Origin of the sequence: Nocardia sp. GTS18, from assembly GCF_013839555.1 — a bacterium.
Taxonomy (GTDB): Bacteria; Actinomycetota; Actinomycetes; order Mycobacteriales; family Mycobacteriaceae; genus Nocardia; species Nocardia rosealba.
On record NZ_JACBIU010000057.1, the window covers coordinates 1 to 12,769 of the forward strand.

The 12,769-nt window shown below is 63.8% G+C and carries 9 protein-coding genes; 5 read left to right on the forward strand and 4 right to left on the reverse strand.

Annotated features, from left to right (window positions below):
• Positions 1-679: hypothetical protein (locus tag HYG95_RS24215; protein WP_181701362.1), on the reverse strand; the 679-nt coding region annotated here is incomplete at its 3' end.
• A gap of 148 nt (positions 680-827) precedes the next feature.
• Between HYG95_RS24215 and HYG95_RS24220 the strand changes: the two genes are divergently transcribed.
• The 3 genes from HYG95_RS24220 to HYG95_RS24230 are packed head-to-tail and all read left to right on the forward strand — an operon-like array spanning position 828 to position 3,834.
• A complete protein-coding gene (locus HYG95_RS24220; RefSeq protein WP_181701364.1) occupies positions 828-2,000 on the forward strand; it encodes an acyl-CoA dehydrogenase family protein in 1,173 nt (390 codons plus the stop codon).
• A 9-nt stretch (positions 2,001-2,009) separates the two neighbouring features.
• Positions 2,010-3,137 (forward strand): acyl-CoA dehydrogenase family protein, encoded by a 1,128-nt coding sequence (locus tag HYG95_RS24225; RefSeq protein WP_181701367.1) that lies wholly within the window; start codon positions 2,010-2,012, stop codon positions 3,135-3,137.
• A gap of 31 nt (positions 3,138-3,168) precedes the next feature.
• Positions 3,169-3,834, forward strand: coding sequence for a DUF4291 domain-containing protein (locus tag HYG95_RS24230; protein ID WP_370465907.1), 666 nt, complete (start codon positions 3,169-3,171; stop codon positions 3,832-3,834).
• A 296-nt stretch (positions 3,835-4,130) separates the two neighbouring features.
• Here the strand turns inward: HYG95_RS24230 and HYG95_RS24235 are convergent, their stop codons facing one another.
• From HYG95_RS24235 to HYG95_RS24245, 3 genes are read right to left on the reverse strand one after another with little or no spacing between them, the layout of a single operon-like run.
• A complete protein-coding gene (locus tag HYG95_RS24235; RefSeq protein ID WP_181701369.1) occupies positions 4,131-4,619 on the reverse strand; it encodes a hypothetical protein in 489 nt (162 codons plus the stop codon).
• Entirely contained in the window at positions 4,616-10,588 is a 5,973-nt protein-coding gene (locus tag HYG95_RS24240) for a putative T7SS-secreted protein (RefSeq protein WP_181701372.1), read from the reverse strand. Before HYG95_RS24240 ends, HYG95_RS24235 begins: the two co-directional genes overlap by 4 nt.
• 9 nt (positions 10,589-10,597) lie before the next feature.
• On the reverse strand, positions 10,598-11,197 hold the full coding sequence (locus HYG95_RS24245; RefSeq protein WP_356985658.1) for a hypothetical protein: 600 nt from the start codon (positions 11,195-11,197) through the stop codon (positions 10,598-10,600).
• Between the two features lie 562 nt (positions 11,198-11,759).
• Between HYG95_RS24245 and HYG95_RS24250 the strand changes: the two genes are divergently transcribed.
• On the forward strand, positions 11,760-12,248 hold the full coding sequence (locus tag HYG95_RS24250) for a barstar family protein (protein WP_181701377.1): 489 nt from the start codon (positions 11,760-11,762) through the stop codon (positions 12,246-12,248).
• Positions 12,245-12,697 (forward strand): macro domain-containing protein, encoded by a 453-nt coding sequence (locus HYG95_RS24255; protein ID WP_181701379.1) that lies wholly within the window; start codon positions 12,245-12,247, stop codon positions 12,695-12,697. The genes HYG95_RS24250 and HYG95_RS24255 overlap by 4 nt, the downstream gene beginning before the upstream one ends.
• The last annotated feature ends 72 nt before the right edge of the window (positions 12,698-12,769 follow it).

Consider the following 12,769-nt stretch of genomic DNA (forward strand, 5'->3'; position numbering starts at 1 on the left):
GTTCGGGTGCGGGGGCCTGCGGTTCCGGCGCGGGCGGGGCGGCCGGTGTTTCGGGAGCCGCCACCGGCAGATCCGGAACGACGAACGTGCCGACGGTCGGTGTCATCACGCAGCGTGCACCGGGGTAGTCGATGGTGCCCCACATGGAGGCGACCACGGTGCCCGCGCCGCTGGTGATCGTCTTCGACAGCGACGGCAGCTGGTATTCGGTGAGGTCGTCGAGGGCGGCGATACCGCTCTGCCCGTTGTTCACATTCACCCAGGCCACACTCAGACCGGAGGCCAGCGGCACACCGGTGTGGGCCGGACTGGCGCTGAACCGGACATCGCCCGGGGTCAGGCTGGTCCCGGTGCGCGGGCCGGGGCCCTCGACGGTCGCGGCGGCGATGATGGTGGTGATGGGTCCGTTGCTGCCGCAGCCGAAGGTGGGGGCGGCGTAGCCCAACGGGATGAACTGGGCCGAGATGTCACGCAGGCGGTCGGCGCCGACCATGCCGGTGAAGTTGGCGATCGCGTCGACACCGGCCTTGGTGCTCACGTCCTCGCCCGCGAGATCGTGCAGGTGGGTGATGGCGTCGTCGAGAGGCGACGCACTCGCGGTCGCCGCGAGCACGACCACAGCCCCGATGCTCGCCGCGGTCACCGCCGCCGCCCTACCTGCGATGGATCTGCCGTTCACCCGTAACTCCCTGCTGCTCGCCCACCGGTTCCCCGGTCCGTGTGGCAACGTACCAGTTCGACGTGCCGGTGGCAGCGTGGCGGTGTCGTGGCGTCGCCGTGCGGGGTAGGTTTCTGAAGACGGCTACTAGAGACGCTGGGAGACCCGTATGAAGCTAGCCCTGTCCCCGGAAGAGGTCGCCTTCCGCGACGAGCTCCGGCACTTCTATCACACCGAGATCCCCGTCGAGATCCGTGACCGTGTGAAATACGGACACGAGCTTTCCCGCGAAGACATCGTCACCGCCAACAAGATCCTCAACGATCACGGGCTCGCCGTGCCGAACTGGCCGGTCGAGTGGGGCGGCAAGGACTGGACGCCGATGCAGCGTCACCTCTGGCTCGACGAGATGCAGCTGGCCTCGGTGCCCGAGCCGCTCACCTTCAACGCCTCCATGGTCGGGCCGGTGATCGCCCAGTTCGGTTCCCAGGAGCTGAAGCAGCGTTTCCTCCCGCCCACCGCCGCCCTCGACATCTGGTGGTGCCAGGGCTTCTCCGAGCCCGACGCCGGTTCCGACCTGGCCTCGCTGCGCACCACCGCCGTCCGCGACGGTGACTCCTACATCGTCAACGGACAGAAGATCTGGACCACACTCGGCCAGTACGCCGACTGGATCTTCTGCCTCGTGCGCACCGACCCGTCGGCACCCAAGAAGCAGGCGGGCATCTCCTTCCTGCTCTTCGACGTGAAATCGCCCGGTGTCACCATGCGCCCGATCAAACTGATCGACGGCAGCTACGAGGTGAACGAGGTGTTCTTCGAAGACGTCCGGGTGCCCGCCGACCAACTGGTCGGCGAGGAGAACCAGGGCTGGACCTACGCCAAGTTCCTGCTCGGCAACGAACGCACCTCCATCACCGGCGTCGGCAAGACCAAGGTCAAGATCGGGCTGGCCAAGGACCACGCGCGCTCGATCCGCACTGGCCACGGCACCCTGCTCGAGGACCCGGTCTTCGCCGCGCGCATCGCCGAACTCGAGAACGAACTGCTCGCCCTGGAACTCACCCAGCTGCGGGTGGTGTCCAATTCGGCCGACGGCAAACCCAACCCGGCCTCCTCGGTGCTGAAACTGCGTGGCACCGAACTGCAGCAGTCGGCCACCGAACTGCTGCTCGACATCGCGGGTGCCGACGCCCTTCCCGTCGACGCCGACGACATCGCCTCGCCCGCCTGGGCCCAGCACACCGGCCCCGGCTATCTGAACTACCGCAAGGTGACCATCTACGGAGGTTCGAGCGAGGTCCAGCGCTCGATCATTTCCTCCACGATCCTCGGATTGTGAGGCGCTGACATGGATCTGGCACTGACCGAAGAACAGACGATGCTGCGAGACACCGTGCGCGAACTGCTGCACCGGTTCTACGACAGCGAGGCCCTCACCAAGGCGGGTGACACCGATCCCGGCTGGAGCCGCACGGTCTGGAAGCAACTCGCCGACCTGGGCGTCCTCGGCCTGACCATCCCCGAGGAGGACGGCGGCGTCGGCGCGGGCCCCGTCGAGGCGATGCTCGTGCAGGAGGAACTCGGCCGTGCGCTGGCCCCCGAACCGGTGCTCGACGCCGTGGTCGTTCCGGCCGAGCTGATCCGGCTCACCGGCAGCGCCGACCAGCGCCACCGGCTACTGCCCGCGCTCGCCGAGGGCACCACCCTGCTCGCCTTCGCCCACGCCGAACCGGGACAGCGCTGGCCGTCCACCGAGGTCACCACAACCGCCGACCAGCAGGGTGATTCGTACACCCTGTCCGGTGTGAAGAACCCGGTCCCGCGCGGCGATTGCGCCGATCAGCTGATCGTCAGCGCGATACTGCCCGGCGGCGGTGTCGGCCTGTTCCTCGTCGACCCCACCGGCCCCGGTGTACAACGCCGCACCTACCGTACCTTCGACGGACGCCGCGGCGCCCAATTCGATTTCGCCTCGGCACCAGGCGAATTGCTCGGTGACACCGTCGACGCGGCCGAACAGATCGCACTCGCCCAGGGCTACGCCCAGGCAGCGCTGTGCGCGGAATCGGTGGGCGCCATGCAGGTAGCCCTCACCTTGACCACCGATTACCTGAAGTCGCGCAAACAGTTCGGCGTAACCCTGTCGAAGTTCCAGACCTTCACCCAGCGCGCCGCCGACTGCTACGTCTCCCTCGAACTGGCCCGCAGCATGAACCTCTACATCACCGCCGCCCTCGCCGACGGCGCCAACGACCCGATCGTCGCCTCACGTGCCCGCCTCCAGATCGGAAAGTCCGCCGCCCACATCGGCCGCGAGGCCATCCAGATGCACGGCGGAATCGGCGTCACCGCCGAATACCCGGTGAGCCACTACGTCGCCCGCCTCACCGCAATCGGCCAAACCCTCGGCGGAGAACTCGAACACCGGCGGGTGCTCGCCGACCGCGTCGGCAGTTACGACTTGCCGGAGTTGTAGACAGCCCGGGAATGGTGCGTACTCGGTATGGGTGCGCACCATTGCCGAAAATCGTTGGCGGCGCGGCCGAGTCGCAGGCACGATGATCGGAATGAGCGTACCCACTCGTCAGGTTCGTGCACGCTTCGATGCATCGACCGTCACGGTGTACCAGGCGTATCGAGCCGATATCGCTGTACCAGCCGCCGCGACAGGGAGGTTCCCCGACGCCTTCAAGCGGGAGCGGATGACGTGGATCAAACCCTCCTTTCTCTGGATGATGTACCGCTCTGGATGGGCATCCAAGCCGGGCCAGGAGCATGTGCTGGCGGTAACCATCACCCGTGAGGGTTTCGAGTGGGCATTGCGGCACTCCGCGCTCGCCCGCTTCGACCGCACCGCACACACCGATCGCGTCCAGTGGCGAGGCAGCCTCACCGCCCCTGTTCGCATCCAGTGGGATCCCGAGCGCGACATCAGATTGTCGCCTCTCCCATACCGTTCATTGCAGGTCGGTCTCTCCGGGGAGGCCGTTCGCCGCTACTGCGACGAATGGATCGTCGGCATCGAAGATGTCACTGAACTTGCGCATGAAACGCGTAGTCGCATCACCGCTGAAGATGAAAGCGGTGCGCTCGGATTGATTCCTTCCGAGCGGCCATATCCGATACCGGACGATATTTCGCAGACTCTGGGAATGGCGCAATTGCCTCGCTGAATCAATCTGACCCGAGAATTCGCGCACGCCCGCTGGCGTGGATCGAAGGAAAGCAGCACATCCTGCACTGTCCACTTTCTTTCCCTCGGTGCGCTGCGTAACGTAGGGCTGCCGATTTCCGGGATTCCCGCATCCACGGTTGGACATCGGCTCCTGAATTGGAGCCGACATCAAAGTTGCCTTAGAGTGAGGCATTGACTCCAATTTCTACGCACTGACGCAGTCTGTGGTAGGAATGGCATCTGATCATTCTTGCAGATCCGGAGTCCAGGTGTAGTCGGGTAGGAGTCGACGCTCTATGCGGAAGGCACCTTTGCGGCGGTTATCTCTCCACGCAACGTGTTTTCGATCAACACTCGACCGCTGGGGGAATATACCCAGAACTCGGCAACCTGCGCGATTATGCCGCTGATATAAGCCTTCAAATACTGATTCTTCATCTCGACACTCGGCATCAGCAAGCTATCCCAGAAGAATACCAAAATATTTGAATCCGACATAAATTCTTGAATCGTTTCCATGATATCGAGCGAATCGCAATCACCAGCCTTCAGGACAAGGCTTTTGGAGACTTCACCCCAATTGACCGTACCATCCGATCTCCTTGAAAATCGGCGGATGCTTGCCTCTTCATACTCGTCATGCTGATGCAGATCGAGAAACTTCACGCCTGGTTGGCCAACCCAGCCGATACGCGGGCGACCACCGACATCAACCCGCACAGCACGGATCATCGACTTCGGCAGGTAGTCAGGCCTCGTGCCGTACACTCCGTCAATCGTCATGCGTTTCTCCTAAGCAATCTGGCGATATCCGATTCAGTACCGATCCAGGGTACAGCCCATTTTCTAGCTGACGACCCCTTACCGACTTCGACGTTGATATGGGGCCCCTTCACCGGATCGAAGTCGATCCTAAATCGTTTGTACAATTCGGCACGCGGCGTGTGGAACCCAATATTCTTGCCATAAGTGCTCGTCGCAACCTCGAGTCGTCCGACATACGGCTCCCGAACTGCGGGGTCGATATCGCCGATCAATTCCAGTGCCTTGTTTCTCGCCTGTTCGAAGGAATCAAACGCATCGAGGGTAATTTCCTTGCTCTTTCGACATTCGTCGGATATCAACCCGAGCGGGTCGAACCATGTGAGCGGGTTATGCGGATAAGCAATAGGATTAGGCGCAGGTTCAAGGCCGAGTGGATCTGACGTTAGATAGCGACCCAAGGCCGGATCATAGAATCGGTGATAATTGTAGTGCAGTCCGGTTTCGGGGTCGTGGATCTGCCCAGCGAATCGAAGAGGTGTTTGCGTATCCCCGTGCCAAATGGTTTTCCCCCATAGATCGCTGGAGGCATGCGCGGTCTGTTCAGCAAACTTGGGGTCGATCAGTTCAGTCGGCGACCCGACTAGGTTGGTGATGATCGCTACGCATTCGCGATCGACGGTTGTTTGATCGGTGGTTTGGGTGAGGGGTGTGTGGGTGCCGGGTTGGTAGTGCCAGCGGGTGGTGGATTCGGCGGTGGTTTGTTCGGTGAGGTTGGTTGCGTCCCAGGTGTAGTCGGTGCGGTCGAGGATGGTGCCGTCGGCGGTGCGGTGTTGCTTCGATGTGCGGCGGCCGAGGGGATCGTAGGTGTAGTGCCACCATTGGTGGTCAGGGGTCCAGACGTCGGTGAGTTGGTCGAAGCTGTTGTAGCGGTAGTGCCAGGTGGCGGGCTTTCGGGATAGGCGGGTGGTGGTTTTGCGGATCAGGCGGCCGGCGTTGTCGTAGTGGTAAGTGGTGCGGCCGTTTCGGATCAGGAGGTTGTTGCGGTATTCGCGGCGGCTGGAGTTGGTGGCATGGGCGGGGGCAGCCGGCGAGTCCGGGGTGTCGCTGCTGGTGATGTTGCTGAGGGGGTCGTAGGTGTAGCGCTCGGTGACCTGGTTGTCGCGGGTGAGGGTGGTGACGCGTCCGATCGGGTCGAGTTCGTAGTCGCGGCTGACCGACGCATTGTTGTGGTGATGGGTCGTGTGGTTGGTGATGTAACCGTCTGGGCGCCAGGTGTACTCGTCGGTGCGCAGGTTTCGGGGCGGGGTGCGTGGGGTGGCGTCGAGGCCGATGTTGAACAGGCGGTGTGGGTGGGCTGTGACGGTTTGGCTGTTAGGCAGGCCTGCAGGGTTGTAGGTGGTGTCGATGGCGAGTTCGTCGAGTTGCCATCGGGTGAGACGGCCTGCCGGGTCGTAGGTGAAGTCGATGTTGTGGCCGTCGGCGGTCATCCCGCCGTGGCGGCCTGCGTAATCGAAGGACCAGTGGGTTCGGGCGCCGGTGGGGGTTGTGCGGCGGGTGCGGCGTCCGAACTCGTCGTGGTCGAACCGCATCGGCGGTTGGTCGTCCACTTGCTGGGACGCGAGCTGGCCGGTGTCGGTGTAGCTGAATTGAAGAGTGTGGGAAGGGGTTTCGTCGTTGCCGTTGGTCGCGGAGAGTAGACGGCCGGACAAGTCGTGGGTGTAGTGGATCCAGTCGCGGGAATCGGTGGTGATCGCGGTGAGGCGGCCGAGGATGTCATACGCGTGATGCCGGGTGATGCCGGTGGCGGGAGTGACCGTGGCGGTGCGCCCGGCCGGGTCGTGCGTGTAGTGGGTGGTCGCGCCCGTGTAGTCCGTCTGGGCGATCAGATGGCCCGCGGGATCGTAGACGTAGTGCCAGGTTTCACCGTTGGGATTGGTGACTGCGGTGAGGCGGCGTTCGGTGTCCCAGGTGTAGGTGGTGGTCGCACCGGCCGGGTCCGTGCGGGCCGCGAGAAGGTCGAACGCTGTGTAGGTGAATCGGGTGACCCCGCCTGCTGGGTCGGTGTGGGTGAGGAGGTTGTCTTCACCGTCGTAGGTCCAGGTTTCCCGGTGACCGTCCGGGAGGGTGCGTTCGAGAAGCTGACCGGTAGGTGAGAACCGATGAGTCGTTGTCGCACCAAGCGGGTCTGTGATGCGGTGGGGACGGCCGAGGCCGTCGCGCTCGATGGTGGTTACCGACTCGAGCGGATCGGTGATTCGGATCGGTAGACCCGCCGGGTCGACATCGATGCTGGTTGTCGCTCCGCTCGGTTCGGTGATCGTCGCGACGGCACCGCAGCGGTGATGAGTGAAGGTGGTGCGGGCGCCGGTGGGGGCGATTACGGCGGTGAGATTGCCGTTGGTGTCGTATTCGCGGCGGAGTTCGGTGCCGTCGACGTCGGTGATGCGGGTGGGGCGGTTGCGGAACAGGTATTCGAGGTAGGTGGTGTTGCCGTCGGGGCGGGTGATGGAGGCGACGTCGCCGTCGTCGGTGTAGGTGTAGCGGGTGACCGCGCCGTCGGGGGCCGTGAATGTCAGCGGGTTGCGGTCGGCGTTGTAGTCGGTGTGTGTGCGGGCACCGTTGGGATCCCGGACGTCACGGGTGCGCAGATCGGTGTCGAAACCGTAAATGGTCGGCGCGCCGAGGGAATTGATGTGCGTGGTGACTCGACCGGTTCCGTCGGGGAACGAGGAGTAGTTGAAATCGGCGTCGAGGACTCCCGCGATACCGCGCTGACGAGTGACTCGGCCGGCCTCGTCGTAGGTATTGACCATGTAGTTGTCGTTGGAGTCGGTCCACGACGTCATACGGTCGGCGTGGTCGTAGGTGTACCGGGTGGTCGCGCCTACACCATTGGTGACGGCGACCAACTGACCTGCGGTGTAGCCGAATTCGCGGATCGTGGTGAGGTGACCGCCGGACGGACCGAGGATGTCGAGTCCGGTGACGCGCCCACCGGCGGTGGTGACGGCCACGCGGTAGCCGCCGGTGTGGGTGATCTCGGTCGGCGCACCGTCGCTGTCGTAGTGGAACCGGATGCGGTTGTGGTGGCGGTCGGTGATGGCCGAGATCGCGTAGTTGCCGAGTGCGACATCGATGCCGGCCCGGACGGGTTCGGGGGCGAAATGCCAGATCAGTTCGCGTTCGGGATCCCAGACCCGGTAGCCGCCGGAGTCGGTGCGGCTCAGCGTCCAGCGCGACGCACCCGATAGCGGCAGTACTGGAGCATCCGGTTGCGGGTGGGGATAGAGCAGCGTTACGCCGTCCTCGCCGATCAAGATGACACCGTGGTCGTCGACGACAACTCGCATGTCCAGGGTCGCCGACCAGGACGGGCCGAACCAGCGGCCGAAGCGGTAGTTCGACCGGTGACGACGCTTCAGGATCAGTGGCAGGACGCCGGGCAGGTTCAGATCGAGTTCGGGGAGGAGGAATTCACCGGTGGCCGCGTCGACAGGGTCGTTGCATTCTTCGATGTCATCGTCGGTTCGGTTGTGCTCGACCGGGTCCTCGATGGTGGATTCGCGGATCTTGTCGGGGTCGTCGACATGTTCGGAGGAATCCGACTCGTCAGCTTCGGACTTGTCGACTTCTTTGTCGCTCTTGTCGTGGTCGCCGTTCGAGTTATCGGTACCGCGCTCTCCGGAGTCCGGATCGGAGGAGGAATCACCATCGCCGCGCGCGGGAGATGGAGCGGCGGCGGTGTCGTGGTCAGGCGCCGATCGTGAATCACCGTGCCACTGAGGCGTGTTCGAATCCGGCGTTGCACGTGGTGAAGGGCTGGGCGTGGCTCTGTCTTGGTCCGGTGTGTCGGCGTGCTCGTCCGGCTTCTGCTGGTTCCGGTCGGTTTCGGTATCGCCGGCCTGGCGGTTGTCAGGTGTGGCGGTAGGGCGCGGGTCCGGTGTCCGGGTGCTCGCGGGGGATTCCGGCGCGCGGGTATTCGGCGTCGGAGACATGGTCGCCGCTGGGGTGAACGAATCGCGTTGGGGCTCAGCGGCATCCGAGCGGGCGGGGGTAGCCGGATCGGATCGGTCGTGATTCGATGTCGAGCCCGCGTCACCGCCTGTGTCTGCCCGGGCAGGTGGCTGCCGAGTCGAGTCGGACTCGGGACTGGATTGGTGCGGATTCGACGTCGACCCACCGTCGCCGTCCGCGTCGGCCCGGGCGGGCGGTTGTCGAGTCGAGTCCGGGTCGGGGGCGGAATTGGTCGACCCAGGGTCGGGCCGGGTAGTGGCAGGATCTGGCTCGCCGACCCGGGTCGGCGGCTCTCCCCTGGGTGTCTCGGCAGTGGTCTGTGACGGGGCTTGGGTGGTCGGCGCGTCGGTGCCGGGGTTGCCGACCGGAGAGTTCGAATCCTGGACCGGGCGCGTGGGATTCGGATCGGTACCGGGTTGGCGGGGTGCCTCGACAGTTTTGGCGTTGTCGTCGGGATCGGGTTCCGGGCCGTTGGTGTGAACCGGAGTGCTCGGCCGATCGTCGGCGTCGGTTCGAGCGGGGGTCGAGTTCTCGGAATCCGGTCGTGGCGCGGGCGTTTCGGTATCAGGGCGTGCGGTCGGAGGCTCCGCACGCGGTTCCGGGGTGTTGTGTAGCGGAGTGCCGGAGGCGTTTTCTTCCGGCGCTTCCTGGAGTTGTCGAGTGTCGGGGCGCTGTGTCGGCGATTCCGGCCCGGCGTCGGGCCGAGCGCCGGCGTCGACGCCCGATTGCGGCCCGGCGTTGGACCCGTCCGGCACCCCGGCCTGGGGCGCTGGGGCGTGCGATGAGTTCTCGCCATCGTGATCGACAGGTTCGGGAGTGCCGGACTGCTCCGGTGTAGCCCCATCGGGACTGTCGCGATTGCCCCCGGGAAGGCGACGACCGACGTCGCTGAGCTTGTCGATCGCCGACAACACCGGCTTCGCCGCGCCTCCGCCGCCGGTGGCGACCGTGACGAGAAGATCGCTCGTGATCGAGCCGGCGAACTCGAACGGGTTCGCGCGCGCTTCCGAGAGGATCGCGTCGACAGCCGCACCGGGATCGGCGGCCGCGACCACCAGCCCGGTCCCCAAATCCGACATCTTCGACAGGTAGTCGGCCGGATGGGTGATGTTATAGGCATCGGTCGGATTCACCTGCCGGACGAACTGCACGAGCCCCGTCAGGCCGGTCAGTACGCCGGACTCGAAGCTCAACTTGGCGTGCTCACCGATATCGGCCAGATCCGACAGGTTCGCCGCCATTCGGGACGTGAACGGCGGTGTGGTCGGCGCCTTGCCGGTGGCTTCGGCGATCTTGGCGCTCGACTCGGTTGCGGCGTTATCGCGTTGGGTGCGAGCGAAACTCAAGATCTGCCGGGCATTGTCCCGCAGCGCGGTCCAGGTATCGGGCAGCGGGCCGACCTGCTTTTGCTGATCGCCGGTGAGCGAGTTCCACCAGTCCTTCTTGGTGCGTTCCTCGGCCAGGGCCCGTTCCCACTCGGCGATCGCATCCGCGGCACGTGCTTGCGCGGTGGTGACCGCCGCGGACCAGCTGTCGAGGACACCGGCGGTCGCGGTGAACGATTCCGCGGCATCCCACCACAGCTTCGGCTGCTGGTCGTAGACGGCATTGAACGCGTCCGCGCCAGCCCCGGTCCAGTCCGCGGCATCGATCGTTTTCAGTGCGTCGCCGGTTTTGGCGATCTGGGTCGCCATCTCACGCAACGTGGTCGCGGCATCGGTGATGACTGTCGGCTCGCCGCGGATCAGTTCCTTCGGGTCCTTCGTCTCCCCGAGCGCACGCTCTTCGACTTCACCACCGGCGGCCGAGACGAGTTGGTCTCCGAGATCGTCGAGAGACTCCGCCAAACTGTCCATGCCGAGCTTCTGCGCACCGGTGGAGGCGACGTCGAGGACGTCGCCGGCGAGTGCCCCGGCTTTCTCGACAGCACTTTCCACTCCTCGGCCGAACAGGTCGCCGAAGTTGTCGAACACCCCCACCGATCAGCCCGGGGGATCCAGAATCGCGGCGGCTTGCTCGGCGGCCCCGGTGTTCCAGCCCGCATCGGGTAGGCCATTGTCGGGGGCGGCGTAGGAGTACGGGTCGAGCGTGGAGAGGTTGGCCATGGCTTGCGGGCCGACGGCCTGCACCACCTGCCAGTTCTTGTCAGCGTGTGCGGCCGCGTCTTCGAAGGATTTGGCGCTGTAGTCGGCATTGAGCGCCATATTGATCGGATTGTCCGCAAGGGTTTCGCCCCACGTCCGCTCCTTGATCTCCGCGCTGGACAGGTGGGGATTGCCGAGCAGGTGGGTATACATCTGCTTGAACGTGTCGGAGCCCTGCTGCTCCATCATGTAATAGCGGCCTGCCGCCAATCCCACCGCTTCGGCGATCGAGTTGCCGGACTGCACCAGATATCGCACGCCCCAGGACCACCGCTCGGTGAATTCCTCGAACCCCTTCTGCACCACGGCTTTCCCGGCCTCCAGCCCGGACATGGTGAGCAGCGCGAAGCCACGCCCCGAGGACGCGGTCTCCTTGACCCCGATCTCCGACAGCTCGCTGATGATCCCGGTGATCCCCTGTGCCGCTTGAATCAGCACTTCCGGCGAGACTTTCAGCTCATCCGCCACGAGTGCCCCGCTTCGTCGTTCGACATTCCGGGCCCGTCATCGAATACGGTCGTCGGCACGCTTCCGGTGCGGTGTCCACCGTGAACGACTCACGCAGAGCAGGTGGGTTGCCGAATCCGGTGTAGAACGAGTCGATCATGAAAGCCAGCCTCCCCCAATGCTTCTGGCGATCGCGCCCCCCTTGGGCGATCAATCAGCAGCATAGCGAGGTGGGAGCTACTCTGCCAGTGGTGGCAGAACCTATCGCATACGGCGACGGCGTCGGCCGCTCCAGCCGTACCCCTGCCGAACAAACCAAGGACCCTATGGTTGATCGCGACTATCCGTTGTTACAGGAGGGAATTCCCATTCGTTTCGCTTCAAATTCAGGCCTCTATTGTGATATATCGAGTCCGATCGATAAATATGATCAATCCGATATTTCGTTGGGTGAAGGATCGTGCGTGAATCGAGGGATCGTGAGATGTATAGAGATGCAATCCCAAGGATCCGATTGGGAATGGCAAGTCGGGAACGGTGGTAGGAGCTTCATATGATGTCTTCAACAAAGGGATCCGCTTTCGACGCCGACCGGCCTTGGGTTCATTTTCGTGGGAAGGAGGATATGGAGAGCCTGGCCGAGTTGACCCCTGCCTTCTCTGGAATACGCGTATTTTCCCTGGATGGCGCCGAGATGGATAGCGTCGACGGGCTCTTCGGTTGCTACTATTCAGAGTTCGAGTTTCCGCCGTACTTCGGCTCGAACTGGCCGGCTTTCGAAGAATGCTTGACTACGCTGGACAATCTGCCGTCCAGAAGATACTTGACCATTATTCACCATGCGCACAATGTGCTTGCGGGCGATCGCCGAGACCTGAAAACATATCTGAGGGTGTTGAACAGTGCGGGGCGCTACTGGGCTAACGCTCCGGGTATAGGGCGTGAATGGGGAGATGGGCCGGTCGCGTTCAATACGCTATTTCTGTCGGAAAAATATTCGGCAACAGAATTGTCACTCTTAATCAATGGGGATCACGCATGACCACCGGAAAGCTGCACCATCGCGTCGGTAACCTGTTCGCTGCCACCGACCTCGATGCGGTCGGGCACGGTTGTAATTGTGCTGGTGCAATGGGGCGAGGTATTGCGACGGAATTCAAACGTCGGTGGCCGGAAATGTATGAGGAGTATCGAGTCCGGTGCCGCGATGGCCGATTGACGCCTGGGTCTGTGTTCGTTTGGCAGTGTGACGATGTGACCGTCTACAACCTGGGTACGCAGGCCCATTGGCGCGGAAAGGCGACTCTTCCCGCCATCGTTTCATCGGTCGGAGCGATGCTTGCTCATGCGGATGAAGCCGACCTGCGGCGAATCGGGGTTCCGCGTATCGGTGCGGGGCTCGGCGGGCTCGAGTGGTCGGATGTCGAAGGTGCGATCATGCCTGTGATCGAGTCTCACGACGTGGAGGTCGTTGTGTTCGGTCTCGAGTGAGGGTGATGGCGGCTTCGGGATCAGCCGTCGGCCTGGGTGGTTGTCGGTGGGGCCGTGGTGGGGGAGGGGGTG